This window comes from Leclercia adecarboxylata (assembly GCF_006874705.1).
Lineage (GTDB): Bacteria > Pseudomonadota > Gammaproteobacteria > Enterobacterales > Enterobacteriaceae > Enterobacter > Enterobacter adecarboxylatus_C.
The window spans coordinates 3,206,269-3,222,223 of record NZ_CP035382.1 but is presented as its reverse complement, the minus strand read 5'-3'; the positions used below and the strand labels follow the sequence as shown (position 1 = coordinate 3,222,223).

16 protein-coding genes are annotated in these 15,955 nt (G+C 57.1%); 9 read left to right on the top strand and 7 right to left on the bottom strand.

Annotated features, from left to right (window positions below; genetic code table 11):
• The first annotated feature begins 168 nt into the window (after positions 1-168).
• Positions 169-1,452 carry a putative acyl-CoA thioester hydrolase gene (locus ES815_RS16325; protein ID WP_142488740.1) on the top strand — a complete coding sequence of 428 codons (1,284 nt, stop codon included), beginning with the start codon at positions 169-171 and terminating at the stop codon, positions 1,450-1,452.
• 53 nt (positions 1,453-1,505) lie between these two features.
• Here ES815_RS16325 and tisB read toward each other — a convergent pair whose 3' ends face one another.
• Together tisB and pgl are read right to left on the bottom strand one after the other, a co-directional pair.
• Positions 1,506-1,595: a type I toxin-antitoxin system toxin TisB gene (gene tisB, locus ES815_RS16320; protein WP_142488739.1), complete on the bottom strand. Its 90-nt coding sequence runs from the start codon at positions 1,593-1,595 to the stop codon at positions 1,506-1,508.
• Positions 1,596-2,026: 431 nt separating this feature from the next.
• Complete coding sequence (pgl, locus tag ES815_RS16315) at positions 2,027-3,022, bottom strand: 6-phosphogluconolactonase (RefSeq protein ID WP_142488738.1); 996 nt, start codon at positions 3,020-3,022, stop codon at positions 2,027-2,029.
• A 153-nt stretch (positions 3,023-3,175) separates the two neighbouring features.
• Here pgl and ES815_RS16310 point away from each other — a divergent pair, with 153 nt between their 5' ends.
• On the top strand, positions 3,176-3,994 hold the full coding sequence (locus ES815_RS16310) for a pyridoxal phosphatase (RefSeq protein ID WP_142488737.1): 819 nt from the start codon (positions 3,176-3,178) through the stop codon (positions 3,992-3,994).
• On the opposite strand, the gene modC is transcribed toward ES815_RS16310, so the two are convergent.
• The 4 genes from modC to ES815_RS16290 all read right to left on the bottom strand — a co-directional run bounded on the left by modC (position 3,995) and on the right by ES815_RS16290 (position 6,847).
• Positions 3,995-5,053 carry a molybdenum ABC transporter ATP-binding protein ModC gene (gene modC / locus ES815_RS16305; protein WP_142488736.1) on the bottom strand — a complete coding sequence of 353 codons (1,059 nt, stop codon included), beginning with the start codon at positions 5,051-5,053 and terminating at the stop codon, positions 3,995-3,997.
• Positions 5,054-5,055: 2 nt separating this feature from the next.
• Positions 5,056-5,745, bottom strand: coding sequence for a molybdate ABC transporter permease subunit (gene modB / locus ES815_RS16300; RefSeq protein WP_142488735.1), 690 nt, complete (start codon positions 5,743-5,745; stop codon positions 5,056-5,058).
• Complete coding sequence (modA, locus tag ES815_RS16295) at positions 5,742-6,518, bottom strand: molybdate ABC transporter substrate-binding protein (protein WP_142488734.1); 777 nt, start codon at positions 6,516-6,518, stop codon at positions 5,742-5,744. Before modA ends, modB begins: the two co-directional genes overlap by 4 nt.
• A gap of 179 nt (positions 6,519-6,697) precedes the next feature.
• Positions 6,698-6,847 carry an AcrZ family multidrug efflux pump-associated protein gene (locus tag ES815_RS16290; RefSeq protein WP_039029358.1) on the bottom strand — a complete coding sequence of 50 codons (150 nt, stop codon included), beginning with the start codon at positions 6,845-6,847 and terminating at the stop codon, positions 6,698-6,700.
• A gap of 127 nt (positions 6,848-6,974) precedes the next feature.
• On the opposite strand from ES815_RS16290, the gene modE reads away from it, so the two are divergent.
• The 7 genes from modE to gpmA all read left to right on the top strand — a co-directional run bounded on the left by modE (position 6,975) and on the right by gpmA (position 14,728).
• The gene (modE, locus tag ES815_RS16285; protein ID WP_142488733.1) at positions 6,975-7,763 is read left to right on the top strand and encodes a molybdenum-dependent transcriptional regulator; all 789 of its coding nucleotides are present in this window, start codon (positions 6,975-6,977) and stop codon (positions 7,761-7,763) included.
• 67 nt (positions 7,764-7,830) lie between these two features.
• Positions 7,831-9,300, top strand: coding sequence for a molybdate ABC transporter ATP-binding protein ModF (gene modF, locus ES815_RS16280; protein ID WP_142488732.1), 1,470 nt, complete (start codon positions 7,831-7,833; stop codon positions 9,298-9,300).
• Between the two features lie 205 nt (positions 9,301-9,505).
• The gene (gene galE / locus ES815_RS16275; protein WP_142488731.1) at positions 9,506-10,522 is read left to right on the top strand and encodes a UDP-glucose 4-epimerase GalE; all 1,017 of its coding nucleotides are present in this window, start codon (positions 9,506-9,508) and stop codon (positions 10,520-10,522) included.
• 9 nt (positions 10,523-10,531) lie between these two features.
• The gene (gene galT, locus ES815_RS16270) at positions 10,532-11,578 is read left to right on the top strand and encodes a galactose-1-phosphate uridylyltransferase (RefSeq protein ID WP_142488730.1); all 1,047 of its coding nucleotides are present in this window, start codon (positions 10,532-10,534) and stop codon (positions 11,576-11,578) included.
• 2 nt (positions 11,579-11,580) lie between these two features.
• Positions 11,581-12,729, top strand: a complete 1,149-nt coding sequence (galK, locus tag ES815_RS16265; RefSeq protein ID WP_142488729.1) for a galactokinase — start codon at positions 11,581-11,583, stop codon at positions 12,727-12,729.
• On the top strand, positions 12,723-13,763 hold the full coding sequence (galM, locus tag ES815_RS16260; RefSeq protein WP_142488728.1) for a galactose-1-epimerase: 1,041 nt from the start codon (positions 12,723-12,725) through the stop codon (positions 13,761-13,763). Before galK ends, galM begins: the two co-directional genes overlap by 7 nt.
• Positions 13,764-13,975: 212 nt before the next feature.
• Positions 13,976-14,728 carry a 2,3-diphosphoglycerate-dependent phosphoglycerate mutase gene (gene gpmA / locus ES815_RS16255; protein ID WP_032617105.1) on the top strand — a complete coding sequence of 251 codons (753 nt, stop codon included), beginning with the start codon at positions 13,976-13,978 and terminating at the stop codon, positions 14,726-14,728.
• A gap of 67 nt (positions 14,729-14,795) precedes the next feature.
• Here the strand turns inward: gpmA and aroG are convergent, their stop codons facing one another.
• The gene (gene aroG, locus ES815_RS16250; protein ID WP_142488727.1) at positions 14,796-15,848 is read right to left on the bottom strand and encodes a 3-deoxy-7-phosphoheptulonate synthase AroG; all 1,053 of its coding nucleotides are present in this window, start codon (positions 15,846-15,848) and stop codon (positions 14,796-14,798) included.
• Between the last annotated feature and the right edge of the window lie 107 nt (positions 15,849-15,955).

Genomic DNA, 15,955 nt, shown 5'->3' with positions numbered 1-15,955 from the left:
TCAATCGCCTTTACCGAAATTGTTATTTATTTGTGACAACTTTCCCGCTAAGCGCGGGAATAAAAAGTAACTTTTTGCCTTTTAATCTTCCCGTTTCGCTCAACTTAGTATAAAAAAGCAGGCTATTTCGGTTATCCCCCTATTGATATGCTTAGCAGGAGCTTTCCCTTGAACATTTCCAGGATTTCTCGTCTGGCGCTGGCCCTCGCATTTGGCGTGACGTTGTCCGCGTGCAGCTCTACTCCGCCGGATCAACTGCCTTCAGAGCAGGTCGCACCAGGCACGGCTTCCCGCCCGATCCTTTCCACTGATGAAGCGAAAAACTTCCAGCAGGCTCGCTACTTCACGGCCATGGATCCAAACGCGGCGCCGTGGAGTCCTTACGCCATTCGTCTGCCTGCGCAGCCGAACTTTGTGGTTGGCCCGGCGGGAACCCAGGGCGTTACGCATACCACCATTCAGGCGGCGGTTGATGCAGCCATTGCTAAGCACAGCAGCTCCCGTCAGTACATTGCCATTTTACCAGGCGAGTACGAAGGCACCGTGTATGTGCCTGCCGCGCCGGGTAGCGTGACCCTGTACGGTACGGGTGAAAAACCGATTGATGTGAAAATTGGTCTGGCGATCGACTCGGAGATGGATACCGCGACCTGGCGTCGTCTGGTCAATCCGGGCGGTAAATACATGCCTGGCAAACCGGCCTGGTACATGTTTGACCGTTGCCAGAGCAAGCACAGTGCCACCGTCGGGGTAATGTGTTCCGCCGTCTTCTGGTCGCAGAACACCGGCCTGCAGCTGCAGAACCTGACAATTGAAAACAATCTCGGCGACAGCGTCGATGCCGGTAATCACCAGGCGGTTGCCCTGCGCAGCGATGGCGACCAGGTGCAGATCGACAAGGTAAATATTCTGGGTCGTCAGAATACCTTCTTCGTTACCAACAGCGGCGTTGATAACACCCTGAAGAACAACCGCATAACCCGTACGCTGGTCACTAACAGCTACATTGAAGGGGATGTGGATATTGTCTCTGGTCGCGGTGCCGTGGTGTTTGATAACACCGATTTCCGGGTGATGAATACCCGTACCCAGCAGGAAGGCTATGTCTTCGCCCCGGCCACCCTGTCGAACATGTTCTACGGCTTCCTGGCAGTGAACAGCCGCTTTACCGCGATGGGTGACGGTGTGGCACAGCTGGGCCGCTCGCTGGACGTCGATTCTGCCTCCAACGGCCAGGTGGTGATCCGCGACAGCGTGATCAACGAAGGCTTTAACATGGCAAAACCGTGGGGCAACGCGGCGATCTCTCAGCGTCCGTATGCGGGTAATACCGGTGCGGTGGATGAGAAAGGCAACGTGCAGCGTAACCTCAACGACGCTAACTTCAACCGCATGTGGGAATACAACAACCGCGGCGTGGGCAGCAAAGTGGTAGCGGAACCGAAGCAGTAATCTGATTAGCAAAAAGGGGGAGTAACTCCCCCTTAATGCTGCGGCTGGGCACGTCAGGCACCGGTCTTAAGATACGCATCCAGCAGTTGCAATACTGCAACCATGAGTTGCAGGAACAGAATTACCCATCCCATACTGCTCATACGCCACTCCTTTGGTCAGGAGCACTTCCACTGACTTACCTTTCCGCTGCCTGTCACCAGTGGGCGTTGGTGTTACCGATGTGCTCCACAGTTAAGGCACTGACGGCACCACCCGCCAGCCAGGACTTAAAAGAAACCTGATTTGCGGAACTGCTCACATCGAACCAACGGCAACATTGTAATCTCTGATAACTGTATATAAAAACAGTTTCAAACAGATTAAGAATTTATTCAGATAAAGAAAAATATTATTATTTTTCAGTATGATAATTATTAACTCAGCGGCTCATCCCATTCTTTTGCCGTGGGTTAATTTTACATAGTGCCAGGCCGGGATTACTATATTGAGGTTGGTGTTTCCGATGTGCTCACCCGGCTACCACCGGGCATAAAAAAACCTCGCATGTGCGAGGTTTTTTTTATCGTCCGCCTTAGTGCGCGTTAACCACCACCCACATTGGCCCCTGGCCGACAGCGTAACGCCCCTTCTCTTCCAGCAGCCCCTGCTCGCCCTGAATCTCATACAGCGCGATATGGTGCGATTTTTGCCCCGCTGCAATCAGGAACTTACCGCTATGATCGACGTTAAAGCCGCGCGGCTGGGTCTCGGTCGGCTGGAAGCCTTCGATGGCCAGCACGCTGCCATCTTCAGAGATGCTGAAAATGGTGATCAGGCTTGACGTACGATCGCAGGTATAGAGGTGGCGTCCATCAGGGGTGATGTGGATATCCGCCCCCCAGCGCGTATCGGTGAAGTCCGCCGGCATCATGTCCAGGGTCTGCACGCACTCGATGTTGCCGTGCGGATCGCGCAGGGCCCAGACGTCCACCGAGCAGTTCAGCTCATTCACCACATAGGCGTACTGCTGGTTCGGATGGAAGGCCATATGACGCGGGCCTGCGCCTTCAACGGTGGTCACTTCTGCTGGCGTTTGCGCGGCCAGCTTGCCGTCGTCGCCAAGGGTAAACAGGCAGATACGATCCTGTTTCAGCGCCGGTACCCACAGGGTGCGGTTATCCGGGGAGATGTTGGCCGAGTGACAACCTTCCAGCCCTTCAACCACCTCAACGGTCTCCGTTGGAATGCCGTCGTCCAGGCGGGTAACGCTGACGCAACCGGCGTTGTAAGAGCCGCTAAAGATAAAGCGCCCCTGCAGATCGGTTGAGATATGGGTCGGGCTCCCCGGCAGCGCAGCTTCGGCCGTAAAGGTCAGCGCGCCATCTTCAGGAGAGATACGGTACGCCAGCACACGGAACTCCGGGCGCACGCCCACATACAGGAAACGTTTATCCGGGCTGATCGCCATCGGCTGAACCTGGCCGGGAACATCGACGACCTGAACCAGGGTGAGCGTACCTTCGGGATTCAGACGCCAGACATGGATCTGCTGGCTTTCAGGACTGGCGGTATAAACGGTTTGTTTCATGAATGCTCCTTTCCTCACTGCGCGTAAAAGTAATGTACCAGGATAGTCTTTTTTAACGGTGAATGCTGAATTTTAACCAGGAATTTTGCAGCCTTAGTCACGCGGTGTACCATCTGCTCATTCTGCCATTTCAACATTAACCCGGAATATCAAATGACCTCGCGTGTGATTGCACTGGATTTAGACGGTACGCTGTTAACCCCGCAAAAAACCCTGCTCCCCTCTTCCCTCGACGCCCTGAAGCGTGCCCAGGAGGCGGGATACCAGCTCCTCATCGTGACGGGTCGTCATCATGTTGCGATTCATCCTTTTTATCAGGCGCTGGCGTTAGATACACCTGCAATTTGCTGTAACGGAACCTATTTGTATGATTATAAAGCAAAAAAGGTTCTGCAGGCCGATCCGCTGCCGGTTACCCAGGCGCTGCAACTGATTGATCTGCTCGATGAACATGCCATTCACGGCCTGATGTATGTCGACGACGCGATGCTTTATGAACGCCCGACCGGGCATGTGATCCGCACCAGCAACTGGGCGCTGTCGCTGCCGGAAGCGCAGCGTCCGGTGTTCACTCAGGTGCCGTCGCTGGCGCAGGCGGCCCGGGACGTTAACGCTATCTGGAAATTTGCTCTGACCGATGAAGATACCAGCAAGCTGAATGCCTTCGCTAAACACGTGGAGCAGACGTTGGGCCTGGAGTGCGAATGGTCCTGGCACGATCAGGTGGATATTGCCCGCAAAGGCAACAGCAAGGGCAAGCGCCTGGCGCAGTATGTGGAATCCATCGGCGGATCAATGAAGGACGTCATTGCCTTTGGCGATAACTACAATGACATCAGCATGCTGGAAGCGGCCGGGACCGGGGTGGCGATGGGTAATGCGGACGAGGCCGTCAAAGCGCGCGCCAACATCGTAATTGGCGACAACACCACCGACAGCATCGCCCAATTTATCTATACCCATCTGGTGTGATCAGGTGGTGATCGACACGCTCTTGATCTGTGCGTAGAGCCAGAGGCCAGGTTTGATCCCCAGCTCATCCCTGGCCCAGGGGCTGATACGCGCCCACAGCGTGCGGCTACCAATTTCCAGCTGCACCTCAACCTGGCCGTTATCGTCGTAACACTGGGCCACTTTGGCGCGCAAAATGTTACGAATGCTGCTCTGGAGCGGCGGCTGCAGCACCAGCGAGACGTCCGACGCCTGAATGCGAATGCGTAGATTGGTTTGCAACGGTTTATCCAGCTTGTTGACCCAGACATGCTGATCGCCAATGGCCAGCGCGGTCATCGCATAGTGCGGATGGTGCTCCAGCACGCTCACCTTCAGAATGCTGCTCTGCTGCTCCTGAGGCAACCACGGGTGCATCACGCTGCTGCCCCACACCTCTTCCAGATTGCCGAACGCCTTCACGCTGCCGTTTTCCAGGACCAGCACCTTATCGGCCAGATGCAGGATCTCGTCCAGCGAGTGGCTGACATAGAGCATCGGAATATTGATTTCACGCGCCAGGCGCTGCAGATAGGGCAGCAGCTCACGCTTGCGGGGGATATCCAGCGAGGCCAGCGGCTCGTCCAGCAGTAGCAACTCCGGGGCGGTGAGCAGCGCCCGGCCTATCGCCACGCGCTGCTTTTCCCCGCCCGAGAGCGACGAAGGTAGCCGGTCAAGCAGGTGTTCAATGCCTAGCAGAGCCACCAGCTTATCGAACTGCCCGGCCATGCTTTTCGCCATGCCATAACGCAGATTGCCCAGCACCTTGTAGTGCGGAAACAGTCGTGCATCCTGGAAGACATAGCCAACCCGGCGCTTTTCCGGTGCCAGATAAATGCGTTTTTCTACGTCGTTCAACACCCGATCGTTGAGCACGATCCGCCCTGACTGGGGCCGGGTCAGGCCACTTATGGCGTTGATCAGCGAGGTCTTCCCCGCGCCGGAGACGCCAAAAATGGCGGTAATTCCGCTGGCAGGCAGGGTTTCGTTGAGGGTGAGACAGTGCTCGCCCAGGGTCTGGGTGAAATTGAGTTCCAGCATGGTCAGTTCCCCATCCGTTCACGGCTCAGACGGGCCAGCCATTCCGATACCAGCAGCGACACCATCGCCAGCACAATGGAGATAATACAAAGACGCGCGGCGGCCCCTTCGCCACCGGGGGTCTGGATAAGGGTATACATCGCCGACGGGATAGTGCGCGTTTCACCCGGGATATTGGAGACAAAGGTAATGGTCGCGCCAAACTCGCCCAGCGAGCGGGCAAAGGCCAGCACGGTGCCGACAATAATGCCCGGCAGCGTCAGGGGAAGCGTGATGGTCAGAAATACGCGCCAGCGTCCGGCACCCAACGTGCGGGCCGCCTGTTCAAGCTTCATGTCGACCCCTTCCAGCGCCAGGCGGATCGCCCGCACCATCAGCGGGAACGACATCACCGCCGCTGCCAGCACCGCACCGCGCCAGCTGAAGGCAAAGCTGAGGCCAAACCACTCATACAGCCGCTCGCCGATAAACCCGCGTCGCCCCATGGCGATGAGGAGCAGGTAACCGACCACCACCGGCGGCAGCACCAGCGGCAAATGCAAAACACTGTCAAGGAGCGCTTTGCCGGGAAATTTACAGCGAACCAGTAGCCAGGCGAAGAAGATCCCAAAGGGCAAACTAAATGCAACCGCGAGGGAAGAGACTTTCAGGCTCAGCAGCACGGCCTGCCATTCGGGATCGGTCAATATCATTCGTGAGTCGTAAATCCGTAACGTTTAAAGATTGCTGACGCCTGCGGCCCCTTCAGATAATCGTAAAAGGCGCTGACGGTAGCGTTTTTATGTCCATCGACGATGGCAACAGGATATTCCACTTTCTTATGTGAGTCTTCCGGGAAGGTCCCCACCACTTTCACCCCTTTTCCGGCGACGGCATCAGAGCCGTAGACGATGCCCAACGGCGCTTCGTTGCGCTCCACCAGCGCCAGCGCGCCACGCACGTCTTCCGCCGGGGCCAGTTTCGGGGACAGCGTCTCCCAGGCCCCCAGTTTTTGCAGCGCCTCTTTGGCATAAATGCCCGCCGGAACGTGTTCCGGATCGCCCACCGCCAGACGCCCGTCTTTCAGCAGGCTGGTCCAGCGGGTCTCTTTGTTTATGACGATCTCGCCCTGGGCACTCTCTTTCGGTGCCACCACCACCAGGCTATTGCCCAGCAGGGTTGCGCGGCTGGCGGTATCTATCGATTTTTTCTCGACCGCGTAATCCATCCACTTCTGATCGGCAGAGATGAACAGGTCCGCAGGCGCTCCCGCTTCGATCTGGCGCGCCAGCGTGGACGAAGACGCAAAGGACGACACCACCTCGACGTTTTTCTCTTTTTTATACTCCGCAGCGATATCCTGCATCGCGTTCGTCAGGGATGCTGCCGCGAAGACGGTAATTTTGCCCTCATCCGCCAGTGCATGTCCGGTCAGGGTGAGGGTCAGCGTTGCCCCTGCGAAAAGGCGTAACCATGTACGTGCCATCTTTAACTCCTGTGAGTGTCGTTATATAAAAATAAATATAACGATAACCCTAAGGTTTTCCCAGTGTTAAATCGTACCGATTAGTGAGTAAATGAAACTGATGCCGTAAGTAATATCGGCGCGGAAGGGGGAAACTTGAGAGCAAAACGCCCGGCGGAACCGGGCGTTTTTACAGGAAATTAATGCTGTTTTTTCGGCTGTTTTCTGTGGCCGATATTGGAAAAGATGTTAAACACCTCACCCAGGCCGTAGATGGCACCGAGAATGATAGCCATCACCACTGGCACCATGATCACGGCGAATACCAGACTTTTCAGCAACTCTAACATGGCTTTCTCCAGACAATGTGAATGCCTTATTCTAACCGGAAAAGCGAGAAATACATCCCCTTTTGTGCGGTACAGTTTGCGCATAAAACGAATTAGGTCACAATAACCCTTTTGCCAGGACATTGTTATGCAGGCCGAAATTCTCCTCACCCTCCGTCTTTCGCAAAAATTGTTTGCCGATCCCCGCCGCATCGCCCTGCTTAAACAGATTGCGCAAACCGGTTCCATCAGCCAGGGAGCCAGGAACGCCGGCATTAGCTATAAAAGCGCCTGGGATGCCATCAATGAGATGAACACCCTGAGCGAACAGACTCTGGTCGAACGCGCTACCGGCGGCAAAGGCGGCGGCGGTGCGATACTGACGCGCTACGGGCAGCGGCTGATCCAGCTCTATGACCTGCTGGGGCAGATCCAACAGAAAGCCTTCGATGTCTTGAGCGACGACGACGCTCTGCCGCTGGACAGCCTGCTTGGCGCTATCTCGCGTTTCTCCTTGCAGACCAGCGCCCGCAACCAGTGGTTTGGTACGGTCACTGCCCGCGATGACGATCGCGTCCAGCAGCAGGTGGATATTTTACTCGCCGACGGCACTACCCGCCTGAAAGTGGCCATTACCGCCCAGAGCGGCGAGCGGCTGGGGCTGGATGAGGGCAAAGAGGTGCTGGTGCTGCTGAAGGCCCCCTGGGTCAGTATCACTCAGAACAGGGAAACGGCGAACCAGGCGGATAATCAATTGCAGGGGATCATTAACCATATCGATCGGGGCGATGAGCAGTGTGAAGTGCTGATGACCCTGCCCGACGGCCAGACGCTTTGCGCCACCGTGCCTGTGGCCCAGAGCCAGGGCTTAGAAGAAGGTACTGAGGTAACGGCATATTTTAATGCTGACCGGGTGATTATCGCCACGTTGTGCTAAGCGCATTGACATTCGCCCCGACACTGGGTATCCCTGATGCTTATTGCTGCATAAAATGGGATAAATCATGTCATCATTGCAAATTTCGCAAGGCACGTTTCGTCTTAGCGATACCCGTACGCTCACGCTCGCGGATTTTACGCTCAATGCTGGTGAAAGCTGGGCGTTCGTTGGCAGTAACGGCAGCGGCAAGTCTGCCCTCGCCCGGGCGCTGGCCGGGGAGCTGACGCTGCTGAAGGGCGAACGCCAGAGCACCTTTACGCGCCTGACCCGCCTCTCCTTTGAACAGCTGCAAAAACTGGTAAGCGACGAGTGGCAGCGCAACAACACCGATCTGCTCAGCCCCGGCGAAGAAGATACCGGCCGCACGGCATCTGAGATTATCCAGGACGAGATCAAAGACGACACCCGCTGCCGCCAGCTGGCGGAACAGTTCGGCATCGCTCACCTGCTGGACCGACGCTTTAAATACCTCTCCACCGGCGAAACCCGCAAAACGCTGCTGTGCCAGGCCCTGATGGCTGCACCTGAACTGCTGATCCTTGATGAGCCTTTCGACGGCCTCGATGTGAAATCCCGCGGGCAGCTGGCGGATCTGCTGGCCTCGCTTAATCAGCAGGGTTACACCCTGGTGCTGGTCCTCAACCGTTTCGACGAGATCCCCGATTTTGTGAAGAACGCCGGGGTACTGGCCGACTGTACCCTGACGGCGGTGGGGGAAAAAGCGGCCCTGCTGAACCAGGCCCTGATTGCCCAGCTGGCGCACAGTGAAAAGCTGAACGGCGTCACCCTGCCCGAACCGGATGCCCCTTCGGCGCGCCATGCCCTGCCGCAGGATCAACCGCGGATTGTGCTCAACAACGGCGTGGTGTCGTATAACGATCGCCCGATCCTTGACCATCTGAGCTGGACGGTAAATCCCGGCGAGCACTGGCAGATTGTCGGCCCCAACGGCGCCGGTAAATCGACCCTGCTGAGCCTGATTACCGGCGATCATCCCCAGGGCTACAGCAACGATCTCACCCTCTTTGGCCGCCGTCGCGGCAGCGGCGAAACCATCTGGGATATCAAAAAGCATATCGGCTATGTCAGCAGCAGCCTGCACCTCGATTACCGCGTCAGCACCACGGTGCGCAATGTCATTCTGTCGGGGTATTTCGACTCTATCGGAATTTATCAGGCGGTTTCCGACAGGCAGCACAAGCTGGCGCAGCAGTGGCTGGATATCCTCGGGATGGATAACCGGGTCGCGGATGCGCCGTTCAGCAGCCTGTCGTGGGGCCAGCAGCGGCTGGCGCTGATCGTGCGCGCGCTGGTGAAGCACCCGACCCTGCTGATCCTCGACGAGCCCTTGCAGGGGCTGGATCCGCTTAACCGCCAGCTGATCCGCCGCTTTGTGGATGTGCTGATTAGCGAAGGGGAAACGCAGCTGCTGTTTGTCTCTCACCATGCGGAAGATGCTCCTGCCTGTATCACCCACCGCCTGGAGTTTGTCGCTAACGGCGACAGTTACCGCTACCGGACGGGCCCGGTCTGACATCCTGACGGGGGGACGCCCCCCGTTTTTTTCAGATAACCTGCAACATCCCATCCCGGGCACTTTGATTTACAATCCTTTTTTAACCGGAAAGCGGTTGCGCTTCATCCAGTGTAAACGATTCCACTAATTTATCCCATGTCACACTTTCCTGCTCTCTGTTATGCTAGGATTATCTCATACCCTAAGCCTAATGGAGCGAAATATGCGAGTTCTGGTAACAGGTGGTAGCGGTTACATAGGAAGTCATACCTGTGTGCAACTGCTGCAAAATGGCCACGACGTCATCATCCTTGATAACCTGTGCAACAGTAAACGCAGCGTGCTGCCGGTCATGGAACGCCTGGCCGGTAAACAGCCTGCCTTTGTCGAAGGCGATATTCGTAACGAAGCGCTGATGACCGAGATCCTCCACGATCACGCCATTGAGGCAGTGATCCACTTTGCCGGGCTGAAAGCCGTGGGCGAGTCGGTGTCAAAACCGCTGGAGTATTACGATAACAACGTCAACGGTACGCTGCGTCTGATCTCCGCCATGCGCGCCGCGGGCGTGAAAAACTTCATCTTCAGCTCCTCTGCCACCGTCTATGGCGACCAGCCGCAAATCCCTTATGCCGAAAGCTTCCCGACCGGGACGCCGCAAAGCCCGTACGGCAAAAGCAAGCTGATGGTGGAACAGATCCTGACCGACCTGCAAAAAGCCCAGCCGGACTGGAGTATCGCCCTGCTGCGCTATTTCAACCCGGTGGGCGCGCATCCGTCAGGGGATATGGGCGAAGATCCGCAGGGTATCCCCAATAACCTGATGCCGTACATTGCCCAGGTGGCAGTAGGCCGTCGTGATTCGCTGGCGGTGTTCGGCAACGACTACCCGACCCCGGACGGCACCGGCGTTCGCGACTACATTCATGTGATGGATCTCGCCGACGGTCACGTGGCGGCTATGCAGCAGCTGGCCGATAAACCGGGCGTCCATATTTACAACCTCGGCGCAGGCGTCGGCAGCAGCGTGCTGGACGTGGTGAACGCCTTCAGCGCCGCCTGCGGCAAACCGGTGAGCTATCACTTTGCCCCACGTCGCGACGGCGATCTGCCCGCCTACTGGGCGGATGCCACCAAGGCCGAGAAAGAGCTTAACTGGCGTGTTTCGCGCACGCTCGATGAAATGGCACAGGATACCTGGCGCTGGCAGTCTCGCCACCCGCAGGGCTATCCGGACTAAGGATCTGTCATGACCCAATTTAACCCCGTCGATCACCCACATCGTCGTTTCAATCCGTTAACCGGGCAGTGGATCCTGGTGTCACCGCATCGCGCCAAGCGTCCCTGGCAGGGCGCACAGGAGACGCCAGCTAAACAGACGCTGCCGCAGCACGATCCGGACTGTTTCCTCTGTCCGGGGAATACCCGCGTGACCGGGGATATTAACCCCGACTATACAGGCACCTTCGTTTTCACTAACGACTTTGCCGCCCTGATGACCGATACGCCGGACGCGCCGCAGAGTGACGATCCGCTGCTGCGCTGCGAAAGCGCACGCGGCACCAGCCGGGTGATCTGCTTCTCGCCGGATCACAGCAAAACCCTGCCGGAACTGAGCGTTGAGGCCCTGACCGAGGTCGTGAAAACCTGGCAGGAACAGACCGCCGAACTGGGGCAGCGCTATCCCTGGGTGCAGGTCTTTGAGAACAAAGGCGCAGCCATGGGCTGCTCCAACCCCCATCCGCACGGCCAGGTGTGGGCCAACAGCTTTATGCCTAACGAAGTGGAGCGGGAAGATCGCCTGCAAAAGACCTATTTCGCTGAGCAGGAATCGCCGATGCTGTTGGACTATGTCCAGCGCGAGCTGGCCGACGGTAGCCGCACCGTGGTGGAGACCGAGCACTGGTTAGCCGTGGTACCGTACTGGGCGGCATGGCCGTTCGAAACCCTGCTGCTGCCGAAAGCCCACGTTCTGCGGATCACCGATTTGAGCGAAGCCCAGCGCAGCGATCTGGCGCTGGCGCTGAAAAAGCTGACCAGCCGTTATGACAACCTGTTCCAGTGCTCTTTCCCGTATTCCATGGGCTGGCACGGCGCGCCCTTTAATGGCGAAGAGAATCAACACTGGCAGTTGCACGCCCACTTTTATCCGCCGCTGCTGCGCTCCGCGACCGTACGTAAATTTATGGTCGGCTACGAGATGCTGGCGGAAACCCAGCGTGATCTGACGGCGGAACAGGCCGCAGAACGCCTGCGTGCAGTGAGTGATGTCCATTTTCGCGAATCCGGAGAATAACAATGAGCCTGAAAGATAAAACCCACGCCCTGTTTGCTGAAAAATTCGGCTACCCTGCCACTCACGCGATTCAGGCCCCAGGCCGCGTTAACCTGATCGGCGAGCATACCGACTACAACGACGGTTTCGTCCTGCCCTGCGCCATTGATTACCAGACGGTAATCAGCTGCGCGAAACGCGACGACCGCAAGGTGCGCGTGCTGGCGGCCGATTACGACAACCAGATCGACGAGTTCTCGCTGGATGCGCCTATTGTTGAGCACGACAGCCAGCAGTGGTCGAACTACGTTCGCGGCGTGGTAAAACACCTGCAGAAGCGCAACAAGAACTTTGGCGGTGCGGATCTGGTGATCAGCGGCAACGTACCTCAGGGCGCGGGCTTAAGCTCATCCGCCTCGCTGGAAGTGGCGGTCGGCACCGTGTTCCAGCAGCTCTATCATCTGCCGCTGGACGGCGCGCAGATCGCCCTTAACGGCCAGGAAGCAGAGAACCAGTTCGTCGGCTGCAACTGCGGCATTATGGATCAGCTGATCTCGGCGCTGGGCAAAAAAGGCCACGCGTTGCTGATCGACTGCCGCTCGCTGGGCACCAAAGCGGTCAGCCTGCCGAAAGGCGCGGCGGTTGTTATCATCAACAGTAATTTCAAACGCACCCTGGTCGGCAGCGAGTACAATACCCGCCGCGAGCAGTGTGAAACCGGGGCGCGCTTCTTCCAGCAGTCTGCGCTGCGTGACGTCTCACTCGCTGAGTTCAATAAAGTGGCCCACGAGCTGGATCCGGTAGTCGCCAAACGCGTTCGTCACGTCCTGACCGAAAACGCCCGTACCGTGGAAGCGGCGGCAGCGCTGGAGAAAGGCGATCTGCGTCGGATGGGCGAGCTGATGGCTGAGTCGCATGCCTCCATGCGCGATGATTTCGAAATCACCGTACCGCAGATCGACACCCTGGTGGAGATTGTCAAAGCGGCGATTGGCGAGCAGGGCGGCGTGCGTATGACCGGGGGCGGTTTCGGTGGCTGCATCGTGGCGCTGGTGCCGGAGGCGTTAGTCCCGGTTGTTCAGCAAGCCGTTGAGCAGCAGTATGAAGCCAAAACCGGTATTAAAGAGACCTTCTATGTTTGCAACGCCTCACAAGGAGCTGGCCAGTGCTAAACGAAACACCTGTTCTCGCCCCTGACGGCCTGCCGTACCGCCTGATCACCCTGCGCAACAGCGCGGGGATGGTGGTGACGCTGATGGACTGGGGCGCCACGTTGCTTTCCGCCCGCGTCCCGATGCGTGACGGCAGCGTGCGCGAAACCCTGCTCGGCTGTGCCTCACCTGAGCAATACGTTGAACAAACCGCGTTCCTTGGCGCTTCGGTGGGCCGTTATGCCAACCGTATCGCCAAAAGCCGCTTTGAGCTGGATGGCGTGCGCTATGCGCTGCTGCCAAGCCAGGGCGAAAACCAGCTGCACGGCGGCCCGGACGGCTTCGACAAGCGTCGCTGGCGCATTATCAAGCAGAACGATGGCGAAGCGCTGCTGACCCTCCACTCCCCGGATGGCGATCAGGGCTACCCGGGTAACTGTGAGACGAGCGTCCATTATCGCTTAACGGATGATAACCGGATCGCCATTGAATACCGCGCCACGGTGGACAAGCCCTGCCCGGTCAACCTGACCAACCACGCTTACTTCAACCTCGACGGCGACTGCAGCGACGTGCGTAACCACAGGCTGCAACTGCTGGCCCAGCATTATCTGCCTGTCGATGAAATGGGGATCCCGCAGGAAGGGTTAAAAGCCGTGGCGGGCACCAGCTTTGATTTCCGCACCACCAAAGCTATCGCCCAGGATTTCCTGGCGGATGACCATCAGCGCAAGGTGAAAGGTTACGATCATGCGTTCCTGCTTGATGCCCAGGGTGACCTGAGCCAGCCTGCGGCGCACCTGTGGTCGGCCGATGAAAAACTGCAGATGACGGTCTATACCACCGCCCCTGCCCTGCAATTCTATTCCGGTAACTTCCTCGACGGCACGCCGGCGCGGGAAGACGGTGAATATCGTGCCTGGCAAGGCCTGGCGCTGGAGAGCGAGTTTTTACCCGACAGCCCGAACCATGCGGAATGGCCGCAGCCCGACTGCATTCTGCGTCCGGGTGAAGAGTATATCAGCGTCACGGAATATCAGTTCATTACGCAATAAAAACCAGCCCTCCTGATAGAGGGCTTTTTTTTGCCCATCTTGCTGAAAATAGCGCCACTTACGGACAAAATCACAACCCCTCATTCACAAGCATCTTACACTGCGACACTATTTTCGCTATGGTTAGGGTTAAGCGTTGCCCGCGGCTCAGCCGCAGCAATATAATGAGAATTGTTATCATTCAAATAATGCTTGTTCTGGAGGAGTAAAATATGGCTGTAACTAAGCTGGTTCTGGTACGTCACGGCGAAAGCCAGTGGAACAACGAAAACCGTTTTACCGGTTGGTATGATGTTGACCTGTCCGAGAAAGGCGTTGGCGAAGCGAAAGCAGCGGGCAAACTGCTGAAAGACGAAGGCTTCAGCTTCGATTTTGCTTATACCTCCGTGCTGAAACGTGCCATCCACACCCTGTGGAACGTGCTGGACGAACTGGATCAGGCCTGGCTGCCGGTTGAGAAATCCTGGAAACTGAACGAGCGTCACTACGGTGCGCTGCAGGGTCTGAACAAAGCAGAAACCGCAGAAAAATACGGTGACGAGCAGGTTAAACAGTGGCGTCGCGGCTTCGCGGTAACCCCACCAGAGCTGACCAAAGATGACGAGCGCTACCCAGGTCACGACCCGCGTTACGCGAAACTGACCGATGCTGAGCTGCCACAGACTGAAAGCCTGGCGCTGACTATCGATCGCGTGGTGCCTTACTGGAACGAAACCATCCTGCCACGCCTGAAAAGCGGCGAGCGCGTGATCATCGCTGCTCACGGTAACTCCCTGCGTGCGCTGGTGAAATACCTGGACAACATGGGCGAAGACGAGATCCTCGAGCTGAACATCCCAACCGGCGTACCGCTGGTGTACGAGTTCGACGAAAACTTCAAACCAATCAAGCACTACTACCTGGGTAACGCTGACGAGATCGCGGCTAAAGCTGCGGCCGTTGCGAACCAGGGTAAAGCCAAGTAATAAAAAAGCCCGGTCGCGATGACCGGGCCTCAGATGCTGAATGCCGGATACTTATCCGGCATTTTTTTTAGCCGCGACGGGCTTTCACCGCGTTTGCCAGCTGGCGCAGTACCGTTTCGGTATCGTCCCAGCCGATGCAGGCATCGGTAACACTCTTACCGTAAACCAGCGGCTCGCTACCTTCCAGATTCTGATTGCCTTCCACCAGGTGGCTTTCAATCATCACCCCGATAATGGCCTTTTCACCGCCCGCAATCTGCTGGCAGACATCGGTGCCGACGTCCATCTGCTTTTTGAACTGCTTGCTGGAGTTGGCATGGCTGAAGTCGATCATCACCTGTGCAGGCAGACCCGCTTTGTCCAGGCCCGCCTTCACTTCCGCGACGTGCGCCGCGCTGTAGTTAGGCTCTTTGCCGCCGCGCAGAATAATATGGCAGTCGCCGTTGCCGCTGGTGTTCACAATCGCAGAGTGACCCCATTTGGTCACGGAGAGGAAGCAGTGCGGCGCCCCGGCGGCGTTGATCGCGTCGATCGCCACTTTAATGGTGCCGTCGGTGCCGTTTTTAAAGCCCACCGGGCAGGAGAGCCCGGACGCAAGCTCGCGATGGACCTGAGACTCGGTGGTACGCGCGCCAATGGCGCCCCAGCTCATCAGGTCTGCCAGATATTGCGGGGTGATCATATCAAGGAACTCACCCGCCGCCGGCAGCCCGCTGTCGTTGATATCCAGCAGCAGCTTGCGGGCGATGCGCAGACCGTCGTTGATCTGGAAGCTGCCATCCATATGCGGATCGTTGATCAGTCCTTTCCAGCCCACGGTGGTACGCGGTTTTTCAAAGTAGACGCGCATGACGATTTCCAGCTCATCCTTCAGCGTCTCGCGCAGCGTCAGCAGGCGTGCTGCGTACTCTTTCGCCGCCGCAGGATCGTGAATGGAGCACGGGCCGATCACCACCAGCAGACGATCGTCATTACCTTTCAGGATCTTGTGGATCGCTTTACGGGCATGAGAAACGGTGTTGGCGGCATTTTCGGTGGCAGGAAATTTCTCAAGGAGTGCTACAGGGGGTAATAACTCATTGATCTCTTTAATACGTAAATCGTCATTCTGATAATTCATGTTCTTTCCAGCGTTGCCATATTTTTATAAACGAATGCAATCCCTTCAATCTATCTTGTCAGTCAGGAAGTGTAAACTGGCTTTTACACTTCGCACAGATAAATCCT

Bases quoted from the DNA above. Each gene is read 5' to 3' on its own strand.
- tisB (WP_142488739.1), bottom strand. From the start codon at position 1,595: ATGAGCAGTATGGGATGGGTAATTCTGTTCCTGCAACTCATGGTTGCA.
- pgl (WP_142488738.1), bottom strand. From the start codon at position 3,022: ATGAAACAAACCGTTTATACCGCCAGTCCTGAAAGCCAGCAGATCCAT.
- ES815_RS16310 (WP_142488737.1), top strand. From the start codon at position 3,176: ATGACCTCGCGTGTGATTGCACTGGATTTAGACGGTACGCTGTTAACC.
- modC (WP_142488736.1), bottom strand. From the start codon at position 5,053: ATGCTGGAACTCAATTTCACCCAGACCCTGGGCGAGCACTGTCTCACC.
- modB (WP_142488735.1), bottom strand. From the start codon at position 5,745: ATGATATTGACCGATCCCGAATGGCAGGCCGTGCTGCTGAGCCTGAAA.
- modA (WP_142488734.1), bottom strand. From the start codon at position 6,518: ATGGCACGTACATGGTTACGCCTTTTCGCAGGGGCAACGCTGACCCTC.
- ES815_RS16290 (WP_039029358.1), bottom strand. From the start codon at position 6,847: ATGTTAGAGTTGCTGAAAAGTCTGGTATTCGCCGTGATCATGGTGCCA.
- modE (WP_142488733.1), top strand. From the start codon at position 6,975: ATGCAGGCCGAAATTCTCCTCACCCTCCGTCTTTCGCAAAAATTGTTT.
- modF (WP_142488732.1), top strand. From the start codon at position 7,831: ATGTCATCATTGCAAATTTCGCAAGGCACGTTTCGTCTTAGCGATACC.
- galE (WP_142488731.1), top strand. From the start codon at position 9,506: ATGCGAGTTCTGGTAACAGGTGGTAGCGGTTACATAGGAAGTCATACC.
- galT (WP_142488730.1), top strand. From the start codon at position 10,532: ATGACCCAATTTAACCCCGTCGATCACCCACATCGTCGTTTCAATCCG.
- galK (WP_142488729.1), top strand. From the start codon at position 11,581: ATGAGCCTGAAAGATAAAACCCACGCCCTGTTTGCTGAAAAATTCGGC.
- gpmA (WP_032617105.1), top strand. From the start codon at position 13,976: ATGGCTGTAACTAAGCTGGTTCTGGTACGTCACGGCGAAAGCCAGTGG.
- aroG (WP_142488727.1), bottom strand. From the start codon at position 15,848: ATGAATTATCAGAATGACGATTTACGTATTAAAGAGATCAATGAGTTA.